The organism is Microbacterium aurugineum, from assembly GCF_023101205.1.
Lineage (GTDB): Bacteria > Actinomycetota > Actinomycetes > Actinomycetales > Microbacteriaceae > Microbacterium > Microbacterium aurugineum.
The window spans coordinates 1-23,452 of the sequence record NZ_CP078078.1 but is presented as its reverse complement, the minus strand read 5'-3'; the positions used below and the strand labels follow the sequence as shown (position 1 = coordinate 23,452).

The window sequence follows — 23,452 nt, the reverse complement described above, 5'->3', positions numbered from 1 at the left end:
CTTCCCATCGCATATCGCCGTTATCCATCTACGTTCGCCTCATGCTGCGCCGGCGACTGAAACCGCGTCGCGAACCAGAATCCAGCCACCAGAACCGACGCGATCAGCGCCACGGCCGAGACCTGTGGACACCGACCGATGTCGTCGGCTCGTTCTCTGTTGCCGCGCCATCCTCTTCGGCGGACTGGAACATCACGGTGCGGCCGGCGCATTCTCCGTGACGATCGTGAGCAGTTTCGCCTTCCGTTTCACGGCTTCCTCACGGATGCGTTCCGGCTGGTCACGATTCTCCGCAACGAACTTCTGGCGTTCCTCCCGAGGCCGGCGCCTCCACCACGGCCGGATCCTGCAACACGGCCCTGACCGCCTGCGTCGCCAACCCACGAGGTAGTTGATCCCTCTTCAGCGTCGTGGGAGTTCTCCACCGTGGTCCGTCCCGCACTGACTTCTTGGACATCGTCATCCTCCAGGTTGGCGAGCAGTTCTGCGCGACGATACCGATAAGCGTCCGCGCATCCCTGAGGCGTGAGGGGAGTTGAGTATCAGCGCGGCAAAAGTGAGTACTCCTAGCGAGGCCCTCTGTGTGGCCCCGCGACCGAGTGACTACTCCCGCATCGCCGTTGCCGTATCCTCGACGCCATGTCCGCCTCCCCGCACACGCTGAAGCCCGGCGACGCGTCGCGCGGTGCCGACCGTTGGTTCCGCGAGCAGGGGCTCCCGACGTTCGTGCCGCTGCGCCGCTGGTTCACGGATCTGCCCCGACGCGTGGCGCCGCTGATCGCCTGGGTCGCCGTGGCTGCGTACCTCTTCCAGGACGGGATCGAGCTCGTGATCGAGTTCGCCATCGATGACGAGTACCCCGAGGTGGCCGCGTTCATGCTGTTCCTGGCGCTGGTCATCTTCGTGCTGGCGGCGGGTCTCGCCTGGGCCGCCTACTTCCTCGTCCGTGCCCTGCTGCGTCGGCTTCCGGTCGGCATCGGCACCGCGGTCGCCCTCCTCGTGATAGCCGGATGCCTCGCCTTCACGATCGCGTGGGGCTACAGCGCACAGCCGGACGCCTCGGTCGGACCCGTCCTCCGCACGCTCCTGGTGCTCGGCCTCTGCATCCTGGTGACCGGCATGGGCGGTGGTGCCTTGATCTCCTGGGCCTCCCGCCTCGCGGTGCGCAACGCATCGGCGATCGGTCACATGGCCTCGATCGCGCTGCCGGTGATCCTCATGCTCGTCGTGTTCTCCTTCTTCTCCGTCGAGGTGTGGCAGATGGCCTCCGCGATGTCCTGGGGATCGATCGCGCTGCTCACCCTCGTCGTCGCGGTGCTCGCGGGTATCGTCGTGCTGCGCGTCGCCGCCTCCGAGATCGAGGACGACGCGCAGGCGCCGTCGGATGAGCAGCGCACCGCCCTGCTCGTCGGCACACCCGCCGAAGGACGCCGCGTCGCGCCCGGCGCACCGCGAAGGCTGCGCGCACCGCAACGCATCAACATCCTGCTCGCCCTGACCGTCGCGCAGTTGGTGCAGGCGCTGTTCTTCGCCGGGCTGCTCGCGGCGCTGCTGATCATCATCGGCGCGATCACCGTCCCCGCGGGGCTCGTCGGCCTCTGGCTCGGGCCCGGGAGCGCCACACAGCCGATGACGGTGCAGCCTCTCGAGTTCTTCGGGGCGACGCTGCCGCTCACCGTCAACCTCCTCAAGGTGGCGACGATCCTCGCGGTGATCGCGGCCCTCCCGTTCGTCTTCTCCGCCGTCAGCGAGACTCGCTACCGCGAGCGATTCTTCGACCCGATCATGGTCGACATGCGCCGCGCGATCCTCGTGCGCAATGCGATCGACACGACACCGTCGCGCTGACGGGCGTAACTGTTCGGTTGCGACGCATCCGTGGTCCTCGCATCCTGCTAGCGTCGGCGATGCGCCCCGAAGCGCCGACGCAGCATGCGCACCCGAAGCGCAGAAGAAGAGAGACCGCCCGCCGATGACAGCCGTGCGAATCAGGGATGCCGAGACCGCCGATCTCGAGACGATCACCGCGATCCACAACCACGCCGTGGTGCACACCACCGCGATCTGGAACGAAGAGGCGGTGGACCTCGACGACCGCGCCGCCTGGCTCGCCGACCGCACCGCGCACGGCTACCCGGTCCTGGTCGCCGTCGACGATTCCGGCGTGCTGGGCTATGCGTCCTACGCGCAGTGGCGACCGCACAGCGGCTATCGGCTCACCGTCGAGCACTCGGTCTACGTTCTCGGTGGTCAGCACGGCCGCGGCATCGGCACCACCCTGATGGCCGCGCTCATCGAACGCGCCACCGCTGCGGGGATGCACGTGATGATCGCAGGCATCGAGAGCGGGAACACCGCATCCATCGCCCTGCACGAACGGCTGGGCTTCGTCGAGGTAGGGCGGATGCCGCAGGTCGGCGCCAAGTTCGGGCGCTGGCTCGATCTGAGCATGCTCCAACTCGTCCTCGACGACCGCCCCGATCCCGACGCAGGATCCTGACTATGAACCTGCTGCAGTGGTTCGTCGAGGCGTTCACCTCCCAGTGGGTGTTGCCGGGCGGGCAGACGCTCCTCGTGCGTGAGGTCGTGGGCAACGCCTTCGGCCTCGCGAGCGCCCTCGGCGGCATGCGCCGCAAGGTGTGGGCCTGGCCGGTCGGCATCATCGGCAACCTGCTCCTGCTCACGGTCTTCCTGGGCTCCGCCCTGAGCCCCGACCCTTCGCTGCCGCACCTGCTGGGGCAGGCCGGACGGCAGATCATGTTCATCGCCGTGGCCGTCTACGGCTGGATCCGCTGGCGGAATCTCGACGGCGGCCGCGTGGTGCCGCGCTGGGCGCCGACGAGCGCGCGCATCGGCATGGTCCTGGTGATGATCATCGGCACCGTCGCCCTGACCCCGCTGTTCCGGCTGCTCGGATCGTGGGAGCCGGTCTGGGCCGATGCCTGGACCTTCGTCGGTTCCCTGCTCGCCACCTACGGCATGGCGAAGGGGTGGACCGAGTTCTGGCTGATCTGGATCGCCGTCGACGTGGTCGGGGTACCACTGCTGTTCAGCTCCGGCTACTACGCGACCGGCTTCATGTACGTCTTCTACGGAGTCTTCACGGCGATCGGGTTCGTGATCTGGTGGCGAGCGCAGCGCCGCGCCGCCCACCCGATCGAGATCCTGCCGCCCGACCCGAGCCCGCGGCGGCCGGAGGAAGAGGAAGAGCTCGCCTGACGCGGAGGATCGGACCGCGGTCAGTGCCGCACGCGAGCGAGGAACTCCGCAGTCGCGGCCTCCTGCGGGGCGTCGAACACCTGCGACGGCGGCCCCTGCTCGACGACGACGCCGTGCTCGAGGAACACGATGCGGTCGGCGACCTCGCGGGCGAACGACATCTCGTGCGTCGCCATCACGATCGTCGCGCCCTGACGCTTCAGCTCCCGCACCAGGTCGAGCACCTCGCCCACCAGCTGCGGGTCGAGCGCACTCGTGATCTCGTCGAGCAACAGCACCTCGGGCTGCGTGAGCACCGCGCGCACGATCGCCACCCGCTGCTGCTGGCCACCGGAGAGTCGGTCGGGGTATTCGTCGGCCTTGGCACCGAGTCCGAGCGTCTCCAGGAGCTCGCGCGCCTTGGCACGGGCTTCCGCCTTGCGCATGCCGTGCACCCGGACGGCGGCGAGCGTGACGTTGTCGAGCACGGTCAGGTGCGGGAAGAGGTTGAAGTGCTGGAAGACGACGCCGATCCGCGCCCGCACCCCGTCGGCGTCCACGCGCGGGTCGGTGATGTCCTCGCCGACGAGGAAGATCTGCCCGTCGTCGATGTTCTCGATGAGGTTCATCGTCTTGAGCAGGGTGGACTTGCCGGAGCCGGATGCGCCGATCAGCACGACCACCTCGTGGGTGCCCACCGACAGGTCGATACCGCGCAGCACGTCATGGTCGCCGAAGCGCTTGCGCACGCCCCTGGCCTCGATCACCGGGACACTCATACGACTCCTCCGGCCTGCTCGCGCTTGTTCATCCGCGCGGTCACGATGTCGGTCAGGCGGATCATGGGCCAACTGAGGATGATGAACATGAGCCCTGCGACGAGGTAGGGCGTGTAGTTGTAGGTCTCGGCGACCATCAGCTGGGCGGCGCGGACGGCGTCGACGGCACCGAGGACCGAGATCAGACCCACGTCCTTCTGCATCGACACGAAGTCGTTCATCAGCGCCGGGACCACCTTGCGGACGCCCTGCGGGATCACGACGATGCGGAGGGTCTGCCCGTGCGTCAGCCCGAGCGATCGTGCGGCGATGCGCTGCGAGGGGTGCACCGCCTCCATCCCTGCGCGGAGCACCTCCGCGACATACGCCGAGTAGGTGAGGACCAGGGCGATCGTGCCCCAGAACATCGCGGGCATGCGCGGGAAGATCATCAGTGCCGGGATACCGAAGCCGACCAGGTACAGCACGATCAGCAGCGGGATGCCGCGGAAGAAGTCGGTGTACGCGGCGGCGAGCGCGCGCAGCGGGAAGAACACCGGTCCGCGCAACGAGCGCATCGTCGCCAGGAGGGTGCCGAAGATCGCGACGCAGACCACCGCGATCGCGAGCACCAGGAGGTTGACGAGCAGGCCCTGGAAGATCGGCCCGATGCTCTCCAGTGCGACCTGCGGGTCGAAGAACGTCTGACTGACGACCGCCCAGCCGGGGGTGTTGACCACGACGAGGAGCAGCACCGTCACGAGGACGATGCTGCTGAGGAGCGCGATCAGGACGGAACGCGTGGTCGCCCGTCGCCGCAGAACGCGGCGTGACAGCTCGAGTTCGCTCGGCTGCCACTCCGCGTCGACGGAGGTCGAGGTCATTTCAGGACGGGGACGTCGACGGCGTCGCTGAGCCACTTCTGCTGCAGCTCGTCGAGCGTGCCGTTCTCGCGCAGGGCGTCGACCGCCTCGGTGACATCCGCCGTGAGGGCGGATCCCTTGGGCAACACGATGCCGAAGTCGTCCCCGCCGTTCGCGTCGGCGAACTGGCCGGTGACGACACCGTCGTCGAGCTGAGCGCCCACGACGTAGAAGGCGCCGGGGAGGTCGGTGATCATCGCGTCGATCTGGCCGCCCTTCAGCGCGAGCACGACGTCATCGACCGAGTTGAAGACGCTGAGGTTCGCCTCGCCGAGCTGCTCCTTGGCCACCGTGTAGCTGGTGGTGCCGCTCGCGACGCCGACCGTCGTGGCCGTGAGCTCGTCGATGGTCGTCGCGGAGGCCGCGGGCGAACCGCTGACCGCGACGACCGCCTGCGTGGTCGTGTAGTACGGCGAGGAGAAGTCCACGGCCTTCTTGCGGTCGTCCGTGATGGAGAACTGCTGGAGGTTGATGTCCCAGTCCTTCGGACCCGGAGCGATGGCGCCGTCGAAGGTCGTGCGGACCCAGACGATGTCATCCGCCGCGAAGCCGAGCTGTTCGGCCACGGCGTTCGCCACCGCGCCCTCGAAGCCCTCACCGTTGGAGGGGTCGTCGTCGACGAACCACGGCTCGTAGTTCGGCTCCCCGGTGGCGATCGTGAGCTTGCCCGCCGTCACGGTCTGCAGACCGGAGTCGTCACCGTCGTCGCCGGTGTCGGCGGACGGAGAGGCACAGGCGGCGAGGGTGACGGCGAGGACGGTGGCAGCAGCGGCGGCTGCGGCACGGCGGAGGGAGGGAGCGAAGGGCACGATGACTCCAGTGCGAGGAAGGGTGAGGAGGAAGCTGCGAGGCAGGACGGGTCTGCCCTTACAGAGTAGGCGATGCGGCGAGTCGCCAATCCGCGAAATCGAAACCTGGGGACACGAAACACGAGACGAGGACTTCCTCGGCATCCAGGGGACGCGCTGCCTGCCAGACGCCGGCGGGCACCAGTACCTGGGCCGCGTCGTCGGGACCGAGCACGATCGCGGTGTCTTCGCCCGGCTCTGCCGCATCTCCGCCGAGACGGAGCTCGAGTCGGCCGGGACCGTGCCACAGCCACAGCTCGTCGCTGGTCACGACGTGCCATTCACTGCGCTCGGAGGGCCGCAGCAGGTAGTGGATGCACGTCGCCGCGGGTCGCGGGCCGTTCGCGGTCTCGACCGGAAGCGGACTCGTCCACGTGCGGCGGAACCATCCGCCCTCGGGATGCGGCGCGAGGTCGAGGCGCTCGGCGGTCGTGGGGCGCTGTGTCACGCGACACCTCCGGGTTCGGATGCGGGTACGGTCACGGGGCGACCGCCGGACGGTCGAAGCTGTCGATCGCGTAGCGGACCTCGCCCGACACCACGGTCGCGGCGGTGCGGCCGGCGCCGTGGTCGACGAGTTCCGCGACGGCATCCGGTCCGGCCTGCACGTCGAAGAAGGTGAGGTCGGCGAGCGCACCCACGGCGAGGTAGCCGGTGCGGTCCGGGCCGACGTCGATGCCCATCGCGTGGGCGCCGCCGAGGGTGGCCGCGCCGAGCAGGCGTGCAGGGAGATCACGGTCGGTGTAGCCCTGCGACCGGGCGATGCGGGCGAGTTCGGCCACATCGGCGAGCACGTCGAGCGAGGGGCTCGACGACAACGAGTCGGTCCCCACCGCGATCGGGCTGCCCTCACGCAGGTACGCGGCGATCGGGGGCTCCTCGAGTCCGATGACGGCATTGGACCTCGGGCACAGGGCCACCGTCGTGCGGCGCTCGCGCAGGATCGCACGGTCCCTGGCGCTCATGTACACACCGTGCGCGATGTGGCAGTCGGGTCCGAGCACGCCGAGCTGGTCGACGAACTCGGTCGCGCTGGTGCCGAATCCGGCCTTGCGCAGCTCCTGGAAGCTGGCGAGCCCGGCCGTGTGCCACGCCTGCGGATGCTCGTGCGCGAACTCCCTCTCGAATGCGGCCTCGCCGAGGTGGATGTGGATGCGCCCGCCGCGCTCGCGCACGATGTCGGGGATCTCCAGGAGGGGCTCGATGTCCAGTGAGTACGGGGCGTGCGGCGACAGGCCGGTCCCGGGCGGGGTCGGCAGGGCGTCCAGCGCCTGCTCGACCTGCGCGCGTCCGGTGCGCGCCCAGTCGGCATTGGTCCAGCTCATCACCTCCCAGTAGGTGATCCCGTGCAGCCCCGCGTCGTGCAGGGCGGTCGCGGCCGAGCGGTCGGTCACCACGTCGGCGAGCGCCGTCGTACCCGCCCGCAAGGCCTGTGTCGCGCCGTCCGCAGCATCTGCGGCCCAGTCACGCCCGCCTTCGTACACCGGGTCGAACGCGCGCACCCAGTCTTCGAAGCCGTCGTACTGCCCGCTTCCGACCGAGGCCATGCCGGTGTACTGCAGATGGGTGTGCGCGTTCACGAGGCCGGGGGTCAGGACACCCGGCCAGTGCACCTCGTCGGCGTCGATGCCCCGTTCCGCGAGGGAATGCAGCACCCAGGCGCGCTCCCCGACGTGCATGATCCGGCCGTCCCGCACGGCGACCGCCCCATCGACGATCGGCGGCGCGGTGATCGGCACCACCAGTCCTGCCGAATAGACCGTGACGGCACTCATGCGGACTCTCCTCGGAACCGTGGCGAGCGCCACTCCTGCTGCGCTTCGACCTGCGCCGGACTGCGCTGGTCGATGCGCTCACCGCGGGCTGCGAGCGCGGCGGCGCCGATCGTGGTGTCGGCCTCGGCCGGAAGCGGATGCACCCCGGGCGGCAGGTCGTGCGCGAGCAGGTGCCCGACGGCGAAGAGCTGCACCGAGAACGACAGGTCCATGATCTCGATGGGGTTTCCCTCACCGGCGGACAGGTTCACGCAGCCTGCCCGGGCGATCACGAGTGCGCCGTCACCGGCGCGTTCGACGGCACTCGAGGCCTGGCCGTTCTCGCCCGTGTACGGTCGCAGCATGGCAGGGTCGAGGTCGACCTCGTGCGGAACTCCCCCGGCGACCGCGACGATCGCCGCAGCGCGCAGCACCTCGGCGTCGATGGTGTGCGGAGCACCGGTGGCCGAGACGACGAGCGCGCCCGGGGCGAGGTCGTGCAGGCGGCCGATACGGAATCCGTCGTGGGCGGCGCGCAACGCGCGGACGGGGTCGGTCTCGGTGACGAAGACGTCGACCCCGAGCGCGCGCAGGTGCGCCGCGACGCCTTCACCGACGGGGCCGTAGCCGACGACGACGGCCGGCTGGTCGCGGAGGTCGATCCCCACGGCGTCCAGCGCATCGGCGATCGCGAACACGCACGATTGACCGGTGCCGTACCGGTTGTCGAAGGAGGTCTTGGTCAGGGCGTCGTTGACCGCGATGACCGGGATCTCGAGCACTCCCTCACGCTCCATGAGCCGCAACGGGGCGAGCCCGCTCGTGGTCTCCTCCGCGGCACCTCGCAGTTCGGCGGCGAGGCCCTCCTCGTGCGCCAGGCGGATCAGGTGCGAGCCGTCGTCGAGCAGCAGGTCGAAGCCACGGCGCAGGAAGTCCACGGCGGCAGCGCGCTCGGCGGCACCCGAAAGGCTCGGATCCCCGTCGACCGGGATCCCGCGCCGGCGCAGCACCGCGGCGACCTCGACGTCGATCTCATCGGGATGGGCGTAGACGGCCACGATGGCTCCGGCATCCCGCAGCAGCAGGGCGAGTTGGGCGGTCTTCGGCTCGAGCACCATCGCGATGCCGATCCGGAGTCCTTTCACCGTGCCGGCGTCGCCCAGGCGTGCGGCGAGAGCGGTGGCGACCGACATGTGCCGTCCGGCCGCGTCCACGCGGTCCTCGGCGGTCTCCCGTACCGGGAGGGGCCCACCGTCGAGCAGGATCTCGCAGGATCCCCCTGGCGCGAAGGTGACGCCGCCGTCCCCGAGGCGCGCACCGAGGGCGGGGAGGAGGGCTCGCAGCGCATCGGCCACCGCATCCGTCCCGACGACCGAGAAGTCCCGACCGGACACGAGCAGGTTGGTCTCACGGGCGAATCGGCGCACCAGACGCTGGGCGGTCGAGATCTCGTCGGTCACCAGTCAAGGGTAGAGCCCGCGGAGGAGAGCGGTGGACCAATCATGTACATCCCAGACCTCCAAATGTACAATTGGGTCATGTCCACGATCAGCGTCGCCGACGCACGCAACAACCTCTCCACGGTCATCGCCCGCTCTCAGGAGGAAGCGGTCTTCATCGAGCGTCGCGGTCAGCGCACTGCGGTCGTGATCAGCCCCGAGCAGTATGAGCGGATGCTCGACGCACTCGAGGACGCCGAAGATGTCGCCGCATTCGACGAGGCGATGGCAGAAGAGGGTCCCGACGTCCCCTGGGAGCAGGTGAAGGCCGACCTGGGCTGGACGTGAGATACCGGATCGAGCTGCGCCCCGCCGCAGTTCGCGCACTGAGGAGGGTCGACCACCAGGACCGCGACCGGATTCGCGGCGCGATCGCTCTTCTCGGTGAGAACCCCCGACCTCCCGGCGCAAAGGCCCTGCGGGGACGCGACGGACTCCGCGTCCGTGTCGGGAGCTATCGGATCATCTACACGGTTGACGACGATGTCCTGATCGTCGCAGTCGTCACGCTCGGCCATCGCCGCGACGTGTACAAGCCCTGACCCCGACCGGATCGACGTGACCGAGTCCTCCTCCTGAAATGTGTCCGTGCGTGTCGGCCGCCCTGGATTCGCGCACGCCGTTCGCCTTTCATGGGTGCATGACACGTCAGATCCGCTTCAACGCCTTCGACATGAACTGCGTCGCCCACCAGTCGTCCGGGCTGTGGCGGCATCCCGACGACCGGTCGCGGCAGTACAACACGCTCTCGTACTGGACCGACCTCGCGAAGCTCTTGGAGAGCGCGACGTTCGACGGCATCTTCATCGCAGACGTGCTCGGGACCTACGACGTCTACGGCGGCACGAACGAGGCCGCGATCCGCAACGGCGCCCAGGTGCCGGTGAACGACCCGATCCTGCTGGTGAGCGCGATGGCCGCCGTCACCGAGAACCTGGGATTCGGCATCACCGCCGGCACCGCCTTCGAGCACCCCTACCCCTTCGCGCGCCGGCTGAGCACGCTCGACCACCTCACACAGGGACGCGTGGGGTGGAACGTCGTGACCGGATACCTGCCCAGCGCCGCGCGGAACATGGGCCAGGAGGACCAGCTCGCGCACGACGACCGCTACGACCATGCGGACGAGTACGTCGAGGTGCTCTACAAGCTCTGGGAGGGGTCGTGGGAGGACGACGCGGTGGTCGAGGACCGCGAGCGCGGCATCTTCACCGACCCGGCCAAGGTGCACCCGATCGGGCATGACGGCAAGCACTTCAGCGTGCCGGGCATCCACATCTCCGAGCCGTCACCGCAGCGCACGCCGGTGATCTACCAGGCCGGCGCCAGTCCGCGCGGAGTGAAATTCGCGGCCGAGAACGCCGAGGCCATCTTCGTCGCCGCCCCCTCGAAGGAGGTGCTCGCCGGCACCGTGAAGCGCATCCGCGATGCCCTCGAAGCGGCGGGCCGCGACCGGTACGACGCCCGCATCTACACGTTGCTCACCGTGATCACCGCCGCCACCAGCGAAGAGGCGACCGCGAAGCACGCCGAGTACCTCTCCTACGCGAGCCCCGAGGGTGCGCTCACGTTCATGTCGGGATGGATGGGCGTGGACCTGTCGCAGTACGCCGAGGACGAGCCGGTCGGGAACGTCGAGTCCAACGCGATCCAGTCGGTGCTGCAGCACCTGAAGGAGGAGGCCGACCTCGGCCGCGAATGGACCGTCGGGGACTTCGGGCGGCACAACGCGATCGGCGGCCTCGGCCCCACGATCGTCGGGTCCGGCGTCGAGATCGCCGACGAACTGCAGTCCTGGGTGGACGAGACCGACATCGACGGTTTCAACCTCGCCTACGCGGTCACCCCCGGCACGTGGCAGGACATCATCGAGCACGTGATCCCGGTCCTGCGCGAACGCGGCGCCTACCCGGAGGAGTACGCGCCGGGCACCCTCCGCAACAAGCTCCACGGTCGCGGCGACCGGGTGCAGGACACGCACCGTGCCGCGAAGTACCGGGTCGGGGAGTTCGCCCGGGCCTGACGCGGAGGCTCACGGGCAGGAGTGCGTCAGTCGTCGCTGCGGCTGAAGATCCCGCGGAGCACGAGGAAGACCACCACGGCGACGACCGCGACGATCGCGAGCTTGAAGATGAACGCGAGGACCGAGAACAACGCGCTCACGATCCACCACGCGATCACGACGGCGAGGATGACGCCGAGGATGGTCCAGATGTTCTTCGTCATGCCTCCAGCCTACGGAGTCGAACCGGGAGAACGAGCAGATCGTGCACGTGCCCCGCGGCGGCGAGGAGCGCGACGCTGCGTCGGGTGAGCGCCGCGAGCCGCTCCGCGAGGATCACCTCCACCTCGTCCGTGCGATCGTGGGCGCGTACCTGGTCGAGGATGCGGGCGATCGCAGGGATGCCGTACCCACCCGAACGGAGTGCGGCGACGACACGCGCCTCGGTGATCGCCGTGGAACCGTAGGAGCGCGCCGACGCCGCACTCCGGAGCGGGTGGACGAGCCCCTCGCGCTCCCAATGACGCAGGGCGGAGGAGCGGATGCCGAGCGCCTGGGCGAGTTCACCGATGGCCATCGCATCATCCTCGTCGAAGTCGTCGTCGGCTTCCTCCCTGGCGACCTCGAGGCCGCGGAGCGCTTCCCGCACGCGTGAGCGCTCCTCGGCGAGGTCGGCGTGCAAGAGGTCGATCCGCTCGGCGGCGTCTTCCATCGATGCGTCGATCAGTTCGGGCATCAGTCGTCGTGCGGGCACAGGGCCGAGGGCCGCTGCCATCGCCCGGTAGGCACGCAGCGCCGTTTCATGGTGCGGACCGTAGCGGCGGTAGCCGTTGGGCCCGCGCGCGGCCGCGGGGAGGACGCCGAGCCTCTCCAGGTCTCGCACCTGTTGGGTCGAGTACCCCACACGTCGCCCGAGCAGCGCTGTCGTCAGAGTCACCTCTTGAGGGTTCATCATCGAATTTCCCTTCGCCACGGAGAAAAACTCCACATAAGCGCTTCAACTTCATCATTGAAGCATGAACATGCAGAAGATCATCGATGCCGTCCGTGGATTCGACGGCGTCCTCGTCATCACCCCCCAAGCAGGTGGCCCCTACCCCGAGCTCTCCTGGGGAGACGCCTACTTCTACTACGCCCCGGACGGGCGGATGCCGGAGCGCACACAGCCCTACGGGACGATCATCACGAAGAACTATCCGGACGACGAGTCCTCCGCGCTCGACACCCCCGGGCGCTTCCGGGTGAACATCCACGTCGGCCAGGGCAAAGCCGACCCACTCGTGGCCGCGGACGCACAGCCGACCGATGTCGATGTGTTCCAGCCGCATCCGCTGTACGGCACGGCCGGGTGGGTCTGCGTGATCGATCCGGCCGCGCGGACGTCGGACACCGTGCTCGCCCTGCTCCGCGACGCGCACGAGTCCGCCCGCGCTCGCGCCGACCGCCGAGCGCGACGAGGATGACCACCGTGCAGGGCATGGCCGAGGAGGATCGGCGCCTGGTCGCGGTGTGGGCCGCCGACTGTGCCGAACGCGTGCTGCCCCTCTTCGAGAGGGAGGCGCCGGACGATGACCGTGCGCGCGACGCCATCGCCAGAACTCGCGCCTTCGCACGGGGAGAACTCACCGCTGCGGGAGAGATCCGCCGCCGCTTCGTCGCCGGTCGCGCCACCCAGGCTGCGACCACGCCCGCCGGTGCGGCCGCTGCGCGGGCGGCTGCCCAGGCTGCGGGCGTCGCGCACATGGGCGCTCATGCGTTCGGGGCGGCCGCCTATGCCGCGAGCGCGGTCGAGCTCGCGCACCCCGACGACTCCGACGCTCGTGCCGGAGAGGTGCACTGGCAGCTCGCGCACCTCTCCCCCGAAGCCGCGGCGGCGCTCCGACGACTCCCGCCCCTCGGTGCGAACACGGCGGGCCCGCTCGGCCCGGGCCTCCTCGCCACCGGAACCCTCGGCGCCGTGATCCGGGAGCTCCAGGCCGCCCTCTCCTGACCCTTTCGGATCGCGCAACTGGTCGCATCTGACGCCGAGATCGAGCTGTTTGCGTGATTCGAAAGGGCGGGGAGGGCGCTTCAGCCACGATTCAGCGTCGACGGGCCACACTGGAGGAATGCGGATCCTGGTGGTGGACGACGAGGTGCGTCTGGCCGAGGGCGTGCGCCGTGGCCTGGAGGCCGAGGGGTTCGCCGTCGACGTCGCGCACAACGGTGTCGACGGGCTCTGGCGTGCGCGGGAGACACGGTACGACGCGATCGTGCTCGACCTCATGATGCCGGGTATGAGCGGGTGGAAGGTGTGCGAGGCTCTGCGCGCCGAGGAGAACTGGACGCCCGTCCTGATGCTCACCGCGAAGGACGGCGAGTGGGATCAGGTCGAAGCGCTCGAAACCGGGGCCGACGACTACGTCACGAAGCCGTTCTCCTTCGCGATCCTCGTCGCACGCCTGCGCGCCCTCGTCCGGCGCGGTGCCGTCGCGCGCCCGGCGATCCTCGAGGCCGGGGACCTGCGCCTCGACCCCGCCGCGCATCGTGTCTGGCGAGGCGACACCCCGGTGGCACTGACCGCGCGGGAGTTCTCCGTGCTCGAATACCTCCTGCGTCACCGCGGCCAGGTGCTGTCGAAACGTGCCCTCATCGAGGGGGTCTGGGACGACGACTTCGACGGGGACCCGAACATCGTCGAGGTGTACGTGGGGCATCTGCGCCGCAAGCTCGACAAGCCGTTCGGACGCGAGGCGATCGAGACCATCCGCGGTGCGGGGTACCGGTTGGCGGCCGACGGTGGCTAGCCGCAGTTGGCGCTCCGTGCGCGGCAGGACCACGCTCGGAGCCACGGTGGTCGTGGCCGTCGCCCTGCTCATCGGCTCCTTCTCCTTTTACGGTGTCCTGCGCAGCAGCATGCACGAGAACACCGTGCGCGCGGCGGAGCAGCGTCTCGAGCAGCTCTCCGACCGTACGGGCGGACCGGGCGGCCGGGGCATCGACGCTCTCGACGATGAGATCCTGCAGCTCATCGGACCGGATGGCTCCGTCCGCGCCGCGAGCGAGGACGCCCGCGAGAAGCTGGGCTCCACACCGCTTCCCATCGACGATGACCCGCAGACGACGACGGTCGACGGCGACGCGGTGCTCGTCGTCTCGGAAGAGCTCGACGATGACCGGACGCTCGTGCTCGCCGTCGCGATCGACGACGACGCCGAGACCCTCGCGACGGTGGCGACCTTGCTGGCGATCGCCGTCCCCCTCCTGCTGCTGCTCGTCGCGGTGACCACATGGCTCGTCGTCGGTCGCGCGCTGCGTCCGGTCGAACGCATCCGTGAAGAAGTGGACGGCATCACCGCCGAGCGGCTCCACCAGCGCGTGCCGGTGCCCGAGACGGCCGACGAGATCGCGGCACTCGCGACGACCATGAACGGCATGCTCGATCGCCTCGATGCCGCCGCCACCGCACAACGACGCTTCGTGTCCGATGCTTCCCATGAGCTGCGTTCGCCGCTCGCGACCATCCGCCAGCACGCCGAGCTCGCGCAGGCCCACCCGGAGGTGACGAGCATCGGCGAACTGGCCGAGGTGGTGTCGGAGGAGGGACTCCGGCTGCAGGGCATCGTCGAGTCACTGCTGCTCCTGGCGCGTCTCGACGAGGGGGCGAGCACGCGCGGCGAAGCGGTCGACCTCGATGACATCGCGCTGGGCGAGGTGCGCCGATTGCGCGCGGCGGGACTCGACGTCGACGGCTCGGGGATCGCCGCGGCCCGGGTGCACGCGGACCCCCGTCTCCTGGGCCAACTGGTGCGGAACCTCGCGGACAACGCCGTCCGCCACAGTCGCGGCCGAGTCGCCATCGGTGTCGTCCCCGCGGACGGGCACGTGTTCGTGATGGTCGAAGACGATGGCGCCGGGGTCCCCCTCGAGGAGCGGGAGCGGATCTTCGAACGTTTCGTCCGGCTCGACGAAGCGCGCAGCCGGGACACCGGCGGGAGCGGTCTGGGGCTTGCGATCGCCCGCGGCATCGCCGTCTCCGCCGGTGGGACGCTGATGGTCGACGACTCGCGCTGGAGCGGCGCCCGCTTCGTGCTCGCACTGCCCGTCGCGCCCTGAACGCCCGGGGTGGTCGATCCTGAAGAGGTCTTCAGGTCGCTTCAGGATGGCTTCAGCGACTCCGGGGGACCATCGGGTCATGGATGACAAGACCCCCACCCCCGACCAGACGCCCGAGAGCACCCCGGATGCGCAGACCGTTCCGGTATCCCCGGCTCCGGAGTCCGCCGCTCCGACCGTCGGCGACGGGCAGCACCCGACGTTCCCCGCAGCCGATCCGGTCGCCGCTCCGGCGAAAGCTGCTCCCAGGTCGGGACGCACGCGCGCACTGCTCATCGGGGGCGGCATCGCGGCAGCCGTCGTCCTCGCAGGCGGCGGTATCGCCGTCGGCGCCGCGATCAGTGATGAGTTCGACGACGATCACCGCCCCTCGATCTCCGGCGACGGTCGCCACGACGACAGCCACCACGACGACGGTCGCCATGAGGAGCACCGCGGCGAGCGCGACGACGCGCGGATGAACGACCGGGGTCCCGCGACCGGTATCGGCGCGTCCTCGGCCGATGAGCTGATCGACATCGCGGATGCCGCGCGCGGCGCCGCCGAGGGCGAGGTCACATCGATCGACGCGAAGCGTGACGGGACCTGGGAGGTGCAGTTGACGGCCTCCGACGGCAGTGAGAGCGAGGTGCGAGTCACCGAAGACCTCGCCGCATCCGTCATCGCGACGGACGCCGCGGACGACGATGACACCGCACCCACGATCACTCTTGACGATGCCACCATCCGCGCCCTCGTCGCAGCAGCCTTCGAGGAGGCCGAGGGCACGATCACGGATCTCGACGTCGATGGGGATGACACCAGCCCTTATGACGCCTCGGTCCTCACCTCCGACAACCGCTCGATCGACATCGACTTCAGCGCCGACTTCGCGGTCGTCGGGACCGACGTCGACTGATCGAGCCCCGTCCGAATCGCGCACATGGCTTCATCCGGTGCCCCCATCGAGCCGTGTGCGCGATTCGAACGCTTGCCGCGCGACTAGCATTCAGGGATGACGAGTTCCGGACCGATCGACGACATCTCCATCGGCGGTGAGGTGATCCGCCTGGGACAGTTCCTCAAGTTCGCGGGTCTCCTCGACTCCGGCGGTGACGCCAAGGAAGTGATCATCGACGGCTACGTGACGGTCAACGGCGAGGTGGATCGCCGCCGCGGCCGCCAGCTGCGCGACGGGGACCTGGTCTCGTTCGAAGGCCGCACGGTCCGCGTCCGGCCCTGACGCCTCAGACCGCCACGGCGCTGATCGAGGCGTGAGGTCGTGCTCCGGTCGGCACGCGGGTCTCACTGTCGATCACCGAGAAACCTGCCTCTTCCAGCAGCGCGGACATCCCGTCGACGCTCCAGTGGTGCGCGGTGGTCACGGCATGGGGGAACGGCTCACCGTCGGGGCCGTCGAAGAAGCCGAGGAGCAGGGCCCCTCCGTCTTCGAGAGCCGACCGCACCGTCGCCAGGAGCGAGGGAAGCTCGCCCGGGCTCGCATGGATCAACGAGTACCAGGCGAGCACGCCACGGAGCGAGCCCTCCTCGAGGTCGGCCTCGGACAACGACGCGACACGGTAAGGCACACCCGGGTATCGGGCGGTCGCGAGGGAGATGAACTCCGGCACGAGGTCGATGCCCTCCGCCACGTGGCCTCGCGCGGCGAGGAACGCCGTCCAGTGGCCGGGACCGCACCCCGCGTCGAGGAGGCGACCGTCGATCCCCTCCGCCCAGTTCGCGATGCGCTCGCGGTCGTCGGCATCCATCTGGTCGATGTCGCCGAAGAGTTCCGCGTACTCCCCCGCGCGGGCGGAGTATCCCTCGCGGATGCGGCCGTCGCTCCCGGTGTTCCTCGGCATGGGTGTTCGTCCCTTCACCGGGTCGTCCGGATCGTCGACACCCACGGTAGCGGGCGGCTCCGGGAACGGCGCCGACCTCGTGCCGCCCGGCCTCGGGTGGGTGGGCGGCACGAACGGATCAGCTTTCGGCGTCTTCGCTGATCGCGGCGAGTCCGGCGGCAGCGCACGTCTGATCGGCGTCCCCGGAAGGCGCACCGCCCACACCGATGCCGGCGATGGAGGCGTCACCGACCTTCACGCTGACGCCTCCGGCCAGGATGAGGGTTCCGGGAAGGTCGCGGAGGGCGTCGGCGCGAGCGACGAGGTCACTCGTGTCGGTCCCGAAGGCCGCCGCGGTGTAGGCCTTCTGTTGCGAAGCCTCGATGGTGTGCGCCGCGGCGTTGTCCCCGCGCACGAACGCCTGCAGCTGCCCGGATCGGTCGACGACCGAGACACTGACGAAGCCGAGCCCGTCGGCCTGGCACTGGGCGAGGGCGGCCTGCGCGGCGACCATCGCGGTCTCGGCCGTCAGACGTGACGGGGTGACAACGGCATCCTCGGTCACGGTGACGACTGCTGTCTCGGTGTCTGCGGGTTCTGTCGGGCCCGATTCCGTGGCGGCCGTGCATCCGGCCAGGAGGAGCAGGGCGGAAACCGCCCCGACGGCGGTGAACAGGGAACGGGGGCGGAGCATGGTCATCGGATGGTCCTTTCGGTGGATGTGCTCTTCCATCCTTCGAGGCCGTGACTGCCGCCACATCGACCGATCAGCCAGCGCAGGATCTATCGAACGGATGATGCACTCAGCCGGGGCCCGGATAATCGTGGGAGACATGACCCCTGCGCCTTCCTCGGACTCCACGACGCGGCCCGTCGAGATGTCGACCATCGACATCGCCGTGGACGTGGCCTTCGCGGTGCTCCTGGTCGTGTGCGGGTCACGGTACGTGGTGAACCACGGCCTCGACGAGGTCGGGGTGTTCGTCCTCATCGGCGCGTCGATCTCCTGGCTCGCCTACCTCGCCGGTCGGGTCCGAGAGCCGAGCGTGGTTCGCCGGCGCGTCGGCGTGGCGGTCGCGATCACCGCCTGGATCGTCCTGGTGGTCGCGGCTCCCAGCTTCGCGTGGTGCGCCCTCCCTCTGTTCTTCGCCGCCCATCGCGCTTTCTCCGGAGCATGGGCCCTCGCGCTCACGGTCATGATCGTCGTCGCCGTCGGAGTGAGCCTCTACCGATGGTCGGGGTGGCTCGACATCGGAATGCTGTTCGGCCCCCTGTGCGCCGGGGGGATCCTCACGCTCGCGTACGCGGCGCTCGAACGCCTGCACGCGGCCCGCGGTGCGCTCATCACCGAGCTGGAGACGACACAGGCGCGGCTGGCATCGACCGAACGCGAGGCGGGGAGGGAAGCCGAACGACGTCGCCTCGCTGCCGAACTCCACGACACCGTGGTGCAGGGGACCGCCAGCGCCTTGCTGCTCCTCGAGGCAGAGGAGCAGCGGAACGGCGGGGCATCACCCGAGTCGAACCGTGCGCAGGACGTCCTCCGCGCCAACCTGGTCGAAACGAGGCGGGTCGTGCACGGCCTCTCGTCCACACGGCTGGCCGAACACTCCCTGGCATCGGCGTTGGCCGCGTCCGCGGCGGAACTCGGCGCGGAGTTGCACGTGATCGGCACCGATCACGTGATCTCGGAACCACAGGCGCACGCACTGCTCCGGATCGCCCAGGAAGCAATGGTGAACGCCGTCCGGCACGCGCACGCCGATCGGGTGATCGTGACCCTGACCTTCGACCAGGCCAGGATCGGGATCGACGTCGGTGACGACGGCATCGGATTCGACCCCGAAGCCGCAGGCCGCGCCGACCGCGGCTACGGCCTGCGCGCGATGCGCTGGCGCGCGACCACAGCGGGAGGCACGTTCGACGTGGAGTCTTCCCCGGGGAACGGCACGATCATCTCCGCCACCGTTCCGTCGAGCCCCCTTCCCCCGCGCACCGCGGAGCACGAGCGATGATCCGCGTGATGCTGGTCGACGACCATCCGGTGCTGAGATACGGGATGGCCGGACTGATCGACACCCAGGATGACCTGAGCGTGGTGGCGCAGACGGGAGACGTCGATGAGGTCATCCGGCTCGCAGCGACGCAGACGCCGGATGTCGTGCTGATGGACCTGGATCTCGGAGCAGAGATCTCCGGTATCGATCTCACCGCCCGCCTGAGGGCGGAGTCGCCCGGCACTCGCGTGCTGGTCTTCACCACCTACGACACCGATGCCGACATCGTGCGGGCGATCGAAGCAGGCGCCACCGGGTACTTCCTCAAGGACTCACGCCCCGCCGATCTGTTCGCCGCCATCCGCTCCGCCGCCGCCGGGATCTCCGCGCTCTCACCGACGATCGCGACCCGCCTGCTCGGACGCACGCAGAAGCCGGACGAGACACTGACCGCGCGCGAGATCGAAGTGCTCGAGCTCCTCGCGCGCGGGTACTCCAACAAAGAACTCGGACATGCGCTCTTCGTCAGTGAGGGCACGGTGAAGTCGCACCTCCACCACATCTACACGAAGCTGCGCGTCGACAGTCGTGGCGCGGCGATCGCGCATGCCGTCCGTGAGGGCATCGTCCGCCTCTGACCGCCGACGCGCCGTGAGCGGATCTCTATCGAACGGCTGATTCGTGCCGGCACGTCGTCGGCGAGGCTGGAAGGAGACCGCGTTTCACCCTCCGAGGAGATCCCATGCCCGCTCGCCGGCCCCACACCGCTCTGATCATCCTCACGCTCGCCGCGGTGCCGCTCGTCGGGTGCACGCCGGAACGAGCTCCCGCGGTCTCCGTCACGCCGCACGCACCGACCGCGTCGCCGTCTGCGGATGCCTCGCCGAGTCCGTCGGCTGACGAGGTGGCCGCCGCGACCACTGCCCTGTTCGACGCGGTCGCTCGCGACGACCATGCCGCCATCGCGGAAGCGATCGACGCCGGCGCCGACCTCGAGACCCGCGACTCCTCCGGCCGCACCCCGCTCGTGATCGCGACGAAGAACAACAGCGCTGACACCGCGATCCAGCTGCTCGAGGCGGGCGCCGATCCCGATGCGAAGGACGACATCGAGGACTCCGCCTTCCTCTACGCGGGCGCGGAGGGCTACGACCGGATCCTCGAGGCGACGATCCGGCACGGCGCGGATGTCACCTCGACCAATCGCTTCGGCGGAACGGCACTCATCCCGGCCAGCGAGCACGGGTACGCCGAAACGGTGCGGATCCTCCTCGCCGCGGGGGTCCCGGTCGACCACGTGAACGACCTCGGATGGACCGCCCTGCTCGAGGCCGTGCTCTTCGGAGACGGCTCAGCGAGCTACGTCGAGGTCGTCGGCCTCCTCGTCGAAGCGGGCGCCGACACCAGCATCGCCGACTTCCAGGGGCGCACCGCTCGCGACACCGCCCGGGACCGCGGACATGCCGAGATCGTGCGGGCGATGGGATGACCCGAGGATCACCGATCGCCGCGCGTCAGGGCCAGCGGTAGATGGGAACCGTGGCACCGAACGCGTTTCGTGGGGTGGTGTTGCCTGTGCCGAGCTGGCCGGTTCCATTGCTGCCTGCGGAGGCGAAGGTGCCCTCCTGGCCGAGATACAGGGCATGGCCCGCTCCCGCTCCGACTTCGCGAGTGAGCGAGCCGGGCGCCAGTGGAACGAGTGTCGGGTCCGCCACAGCAGTGCTGTTGGTGCCGAGACCGAGTTGGCCCCCCGCATTGGCTCCCCACGCGAACAACTGCCCGCCCGACGTCCACGCGTAGAACGACGAGATTCCCGCAGACGGGACCGAGGCTGCGGCGCCGACGACCCCGGTTACGCCCGCGACGGGTGACAATGCGCTCGTCGTCCCGTGGAACAGGTCACCGCTCGCGGTCCAGACCAGGGTGTTGTTGCTGCCTACCGTGACGCCGGCCGCCGGCGGGGTGGTGATCCCCGTGACGATCGAGCCGGACGCCGCCCCGAGGAGGTTCCCCCAGGCGATCACGGTGCTACCACCGTCGACGCGAGCAGCTCCCCCGAACCGCCCGGCGGAGGCGTCCTCCACATTCCGCGTGAGCATGGCCTGCGCGGTCACTCGGGCAGGAGGACTCTGACCCGTCGCCGCCCGCCCCAGGCGCCCTCCACCGCTGTCGCCCCACGAGTAGAGGGCTCCGCTCTCGGTCCAGGCGAGGTAGTAGAAGCCACCGCTGGAGACACCGACGACCGGATCAGCGAGCGACGCGAAGAACGGATGCGAAGTGGGCGTGGGGGTCGTCCCGGATACGGTGGAGTTCCCCCAGGTGAACACCTCGCCGTCTTGGGTCAGCGCGATCGCCGTGTTGATGCCGGCGGATGCTTCGATCACCACTTCTCCGTTGAGCGCGACGACACGCTCCGGGATGAGGCGCGAGCCACCCGTGGAGCCGTCTCCCAAGACACCGTTCGCGTTGGTGCCCCACGTGTACAGGGCCCCGTCCGGAGTCCAGCCGATCGAGTAGCTCTCGCCCGCATCGATCCCCGCGAACTGAATCGGCACAGCATCGGTGCTGCGCACACTCGCCTGAACCGCGCCCGCATCCTGCAAGCTGGCCTGCGAGGGAACGGCTACGAGCATCACCGTGGCAAGCGCGACCAGGAGCCCGCCGCTCGCCAGGAGCGTTCGTCGCGACCGACCGCCTTCTCGGCTCCCCATCGTGATCTCGTCTCTTCCTACAGCACGCTCTTCGCATTCATGAGCAGTTCCTTCCGGCTGACACGATCGGCTGCGCGAAGGGCTGCGCCCAGCCCCAGGAGCAGCGCAGCGAGTGTGAGTCCTCCGCCCAGCGCCGCACCGGTGACGGCGAGACCGCCGCCCCCTCCACCCGGAGGCGCGGGGGGAGCCGGAGGTGCTGCGGTGGCGACGGTGACGCTGGACTCGCTCGGCGGAGGCGGCGCGACGCCGTCCGGGGGCGTCCCGTTCGCGGTCGCCACGTTCACGACACTGCCCCGAGCGATATCGTCCGTCGTGACCGTGTAGGGCGCACCCGCGCACTCCATCATCGTCGCCGGTGGCAGCGACTCCGAGTCGCAGGTGACAGCACCGATCATCGGGTCGTCGATCGTGACGGGGGCGAGCGTCACATTCCCGGTGTTGCGCACCTGGAAGCGGTAGTCGATCGTCTCGCCGACGTCGGCGAGGCCGTTTCCGTTCGCATCGTCGAGGGTCGCGCTCTTCACCATCTCGATTCCGGCCGTGGGGAAATCGGTCGGTGTGGTGACCGTGTCGGTGGGCGGCTCGACCGGCTCCACCCCGTCGGGCACCGTGCCGTCAGCGGTCGCCGTGTTCACCACCCCACCGGCGAGGAGATCCGCCTCCACCACCGTGTACGGCACATCGGCTGTGCACGTCATCGACGCACCACCCGCCAACGACGTCGCCGGACACGTCACACTCCCCGCCAGAGGATCCGTGACCGTGATGTCACTCACCGTCACCGTGCCCGTGTTCATCACCACGAACGAGTAGGCGATCGTCTCGCCGAGCCCGGCGAGACCGCTCGAATCCGCGTCGTCCACCTGAGCGATCTTGGTGATCGCCAGCCCCGCGCTGTCAGCAGGGGTGGGGGTCGTGACCGTGTCGGTGGGTGGCTCGAACGGTTCCACCCCGTCAGGCACCGTGCCGTCAGCGGTCGCCGTGTTCACCACCCCACCGGCGAGGAGATCCGCCTCCACCACCGTGTACGGCACATCGGCTGTGCACGTCATCGACGCACCACCCGCCAACGACGTCGCCGGACACGTCACACTCCCCGCCAGAGGATCCGTGACCGTGATGTCACTCACCGTCACCGTGCCCGTGTTCATCACCACGAACGAATAGGCGATCGTCTCGCCGATGTCCGCGAGACCGTTCCCGTTCGTGTCGTCGATCGTCGCGTCCTTCACGATGGACAGCCCCGCCGACGCCTCGACGGTCGGGACGATAGCGGTGTCGATCGGGGGAAGGAACCCGACATTCACCGGCGGTGTGGCCACGCCGGTCGCGGTGTTCGTCACCGCCCCGGCAAGGACGTCATCCTCCGTCACCACGTGCGTGGCAGGAGCGACACACGTGGTGGATTCGCCGATCGCGAGCGTGGTCGTGTCGCAGATCACCGTGCCGACTGTCGGGTCACTGACCCCGACATCCACCAGCGTCACATTGCCGACGTTGGTGAGGAGGAACTCGTAGCTGATGACATCGCCGATCTCGGCGATCCCGTCACCATCCGCTTCTGCGAGATCCGCGATCTTCTCCAAGGACAGGCCCGCATCAGGAATCGCCGTCGGTACGATGACGGTGTCTTCCACCGGGTCCGGAGGAGTCACACCCGCCGGCGGCGTCGCCGACACCGACGCCGTATTCACCACCCCACCCGCGAGGATGTCCGCCTCCACCACCGTGTAATCCGCATCCGCCGTACACGTCACCGTCTCCCCCGGCGCGATCGACACCGGACACGTCACCGACCCCACCAGCGGATCATCCACCACCGGATCCGTCACCGTCACCGTCCCCGT

At 69.3% G+C, this 23,452-nt stretch carries 27 protein-coding genes; 15 read left to right on the top strand and 12 right to left on the bottom strand.

The annotated features are described in order from the left end of the window. The first annotated feature begins 639 nt into the window (after positions 1-639). The 3 genes from KV397_RS00135 (at position 640) to pnuC (ending at position 3,219) form a co-directional block, all read left to right on the top strand. Positions 640-1,848 (top strand): hypothetical protein, encoded by a 1,209-nt coding sequence (locus KV397_RS00135; protein ID WP_261811871.1) that lies wholly within the window; start codon positions 640-642, stop codon positions 1,846-1,848. 124 nt (positions 1,849-1,972) lie between these two features. Next, a complete protein-coding gene (locus KV397_RS00130) occupies positions 1,973-2,500 on the top strand; it encodes a GNAT family N-acetyltransferase (protein WP_261811870.1) in 528 nt (175 codons plus the stop codon). A gap of 2 nt (positions 2,501-2,502) precedes the next feature. Further along, the gene (pnuC, locus tag KV397_RS00125) at positions 2,503-3,219 is read left to right on the top strand and encodes a nicotinamide riboside transporter PnuC (protein ID WP_153243170.1); all 717 of its coding nucleotides are present in this window, start codon (positions 2,503-2,505) and stop codon (positions 3,217-3,219) included. Between the two features lie 20 nt (positions 3,220-3,239). Here pnuC and KV397_RS00120 read toward each other — a convergent pair whose 3' ends face one another. Genes KV397_RS00120 through KV397_RS00095 form a run of 6 tightly spaced genes read right to left on the bottom strand, consistent with a single transcriptional unit; the run spans position 3,240 to position 8,941 of the window. Further along, a complete protein-coding gene (locus KV397_RS00120; RefSeq protein WP_261811869.1) occupies positions 3,240-3,977 on the bottom strand; it encodes an amino acid ABC transporter ATP-binding protein in 738 nt (245 codons plus the stop codon). After that, positions 3,974-4,840 (bottom strand): amino acid ABC transporter permease, encoded by an 867-nt coding sequence (locus KV397_RS00115; protein ID WP_047522889.1) that lies wholly within the window; start codon positions 4,838-4,840, stop codon positions 3,974-3,976. Before KV397_RS00115 ends, KV397_RS00120 begins: the two co-directional genes overlap by 4 nt. Further along, the gene (locus KV397_RS00110) at positions 4,837-5,688 is read right to left on the bottom strand and encodes an ABC transporter substrate-binding protein (protein WP_261811868.1); all 852 of its coding nucleotides are present in this window, start codon (positions 5,686-5,688) and stop codon (positions 4,837-4,839) included. The genes KV397_RS00115 and KV397_RS00110 overlap by 4 nt, the downstream gene beginning before the upstream one ends. A gap of 58 nt (positions 5,689-5,746) precedes the next feature. Continuing rightward, on the bottom strand, positions 5,747-6,175 hold the full coding sequence (locus KV397_RS00105; protein WP_261811867.1) for a cupin domain-containing protein: 429 nt from the start codon (positions 6,173-6,175) through the stop codon (positions 5,747-5,749). A 31-nt stretch (positions 6,176-6,206) separates the two neighbouring features. Beyond that, positions 6,207-7,502 (bottom strand): amidohydrolase family protein, encoded by a 1,296-nt coding sequence (locus tag KV397_RS00100; RefSeq protein ID WP_131493249.1) that lies wholly within the window; start codon positions 7,500-7,502, stop codon positions 6,207-6,209. Further along, the gene (locus KV397_RS00095) at positions 7,499-8,941 is read right to left on the bottom strand and encodes an adenosylhomocysteinase (protein ID WP_261811866.1); all 1,443 of its coding nucleotides are present in this window, start codon (positions 8,939-8,941) and stop codon (positions 7,499-7,501) included. Before KV397_RS00095 ends, KV397_RS00100 begins: the two co-directional genes overlap by 4 nt. A 78-nt stretch (positions 8,942-9,019) precedes the next feature. Between KV397_RS00095 and KV397_RS00090 the strand changes: the two genes are divergently transcribed. From KV397_RS00090 to KV397_RS00080, 3 genes are all read left to right on the top strand, one after another. After that, the gene (locus tag KV397_RS00090) at positions 9,020-9,268 is read left to right on the top strand and encodes a type II toxin-antitoxin system Phd/YefM family antitoxin (RefSeq protein WP_153243174.1); all 249 of its coding nucleotides are present in this window, start codon (positions 9,020-9,022) and stop codon (positions 9,266-9,268) included. Then, positions 9,265-9,522 (top strand): type II toxin-antitoxin system RelE family toxin, encoded by a 258-nt coding sequence (locus KV397_RS00085; protein ID WP_261811865.1) that lies wholly within the window; start codon positions 9,265-9,267, stop codon positions 9,520-9,522. The genes KV397_RS00090 and KV397_RS00085 overlap by 4 nt, the downstream gene beginning before the upstream one ends. A 98-nt stretch (positions 9,523-9,620) precedes the next feature. Further along, positions 9,621-11,003, top strand: a complete 1,383-nt coding sequence (locus tag KV397_RS00080) for an LLM class flavin-dependent oxidoreductase (RefSeq protein WP_232763850.1) — start codon at positions 9,621-9,623, stop codon at positions 11,001-11,003. Between the two features lie 26 nt (positions 11,004-11,029). Here the strand turns inward: KV397_RS00080 and KV397_RS00075 are convergent, their stop codons facing one another. Then, complete coding sequence (locus tag KV397_RS00075) at positions 11,030-11,206, bottom strand: hypothetical protein (protein WP_047522894.1); 177 nt, start codon at positions 11,204-11,206, stop codon at positions 11,030-11,032. Then, entirely contained in the window at positions 11,203-11,919 is a 717-nt protein-coding gene (locus KV397_RS00070; RefSeq protein WP_261811864.1) for a MerR family transcriptional regulator, read from the bottom strand. The genes KV397_RS00075 and KV397_RS00070 overlap by 4 nt, the downstream gene beginning before the upstream one ends. Before the next feature lie 79 nt (positions 11,920-11,998). Here KV397_RS00070 and KV397_RS00065 point away from each other — a divergent pair, with 79 nt between their 5' ends. The 6 genes from KV397_RS00065 to KV397_RS00040 all read left to right on the top strand — a co-directional run bounded on the left by KV397_RS00065 (position 11,999) and on the right by KV397_RS00040 (position 16,299). After that, positions 11,999-12,445 carry a DUF6194 family protein gene (locus KV397_RS00065; RefSeq protein WP_131493245.1) on the top strand — a complete coding sequence of 149 codons (447 nt, stop codon included), beginning with the start codon at positions 11,999-12,001 and terminating at the stop codon, positions 12,443-12,445. Continuing rightward, the gene (locus KV397_RS00060) at positions 12,442-12,972 is read left to right on the top strand and encodes a putative immunity protein (RefSeq protein WP_261811863.1); all 531 of its coding nucleotides are present in this window, start codon (positions 12,442-12,444) and stop codon (positions 12,970-12,972) included. Before KV397_RS00065 ends, KV397_RS00060 begins: the two co-directional genes overlap by 4 nt. A gap of 118 nt (positions 12,973-13,090) precedes the next feature. Then, entirely contained in the window at positions 13,091-13,768 is a 678-nt protein-coding gene (locus tag KV397_RS00055) for a response regulator transcription factor (protein ID WP_047522895.1), read from the top strand. 16 nt (positions 13,769-13,784) lie between these two features. Next, positions 13,785-15,077, top strand: a complete 1,293-nt coding sequence (locus tag KV397_RS00050) for a sensor histidine kinase (protein ID WP_261811862.1) — start codon at positions 13,785-13,787, stop codon at positions 15,075-15,077. Positions 15,078-15,156: 79 nt separating this feature from the next. After that, a complete protein-coding gene (locus tag KV397_RS00045; RefSeq protein WP_261811861.1) occupies positions 15,157-15,975 on the top strand; it encodes a hypothetical protein in 819 nt (272 codons plus the stop codon). 96 nt (positions 15,976-16,071) lie between these two features. Next, positions 16,072-16,299, top strand: a complete 228-nt coding sequence (locus KV397_RS00040) for an RNA-binding S4 domain-containing protein (protein WP_131493235.1) — start codon at positions 16,072-16,074, stop codon at positions 16,297-16,299. Between the two features lie 4 nt (positions 16,300-16,303). On the opposite strand, the gene KV397_RS00035 is transcribed toward KV397_RS00040, so the two are convergent. After that, positions 16,304-16,918 carry a class I SAM-dependent methyltransferase gene (locus KV397_RS00035; protein ID WP_261811860.1) on the bottom strand — a complete coding sequence of 205 codons (615 nt, stop codon included), beginning with the start codon at positions 16,916-16,918 and terminating at the stop codon, positions 16,304-16,306. Positions 16,919-17,036: 118 nt separating this feature from the next. After that, on the bottom strand, positions 17,037-17,597 hold the full coding sequence (locus tag KV397_RS00030) for a GlcG/HbpS family heme-binding protein (protein ID WP_315972134.1): 561 nt from the start codon (positions 17,595-17,597) through the stop codon (positions 17,037-17,039). A gap of 133 nt (positions 17,598-17,730) precedes the next feature. Between KV397_RS00030 and KV397_RS00025 the strand changes: the two genes are divergently transcribed. From KV397_RS00025 to KV397_RS00015, 3 genes are all read left to right on the top strand, one after another. Further along, complete coding sequence (locus tag KV397_RS00025) at positions 17,731-18,912, top strand: sensor histidine kinase (protein ID WP_165875468.1); 1,182 nt, start codon at positions 17,731-17,733, stop codon at positions 18,910-18,912. Beyond that, complete coding sequence (locus KV397_RS00020; protein WP_134352529.1) at positions 18,909-19,532, top strand: response regulator; 624 nt, start codon at positions 18,909-18,911, stop codon at positions 19,530-19,532. Before KV397_RS00025 ends, KV397_RS00020 begins: the two co-directional genes overlap by 4 nt. A gap of 104 nt (positions 19,533-19,636) precedes the next feature. Next, positions 19,637-20,383 (top strand): ankyrin repeat domain-containing protein, encoded by a 747-nt coding sequence (locus KV397_RS00015; protein ID WP_153243179.1) that lies wholly within the window; start codon positions 19,637-19,639, stop codon positions 20,381-20,383. Between the two features lie 25 nt (positions 20,384-20,408). Here KV397_RS00015 and KV397_RS00010 read toward each other — a convergent pair whose 3' ends face one another. Next, positions 20,409-21,605 carry an RCC1 domain-containing protein gene (locus KV397_RS00010; RefSeq protein WP_261811859.1) on the bottom strand — a complete coding sequence of 399 codons (1,197 nt, stop codon included), beginning with the start codon at positions 21,603-21,605 and terminating at the stop codon, positions 20,409-20,411. 17 nt (positions 21,606-21,622) lie between these two features. Further along, complete coding sequence (locus KV397_RS00005) at positions 21,623-23,443, bottom strand: DUF7507 domain-containing protein (RefSeq protein ID WP_456085685.1); 1,821 nt, start codon at positions 23,441-23,443, stop codon at positions 21,623-21,625. Between the last annotated feature and the right edge of the window lie 9 nt (positions 23,444-23,452).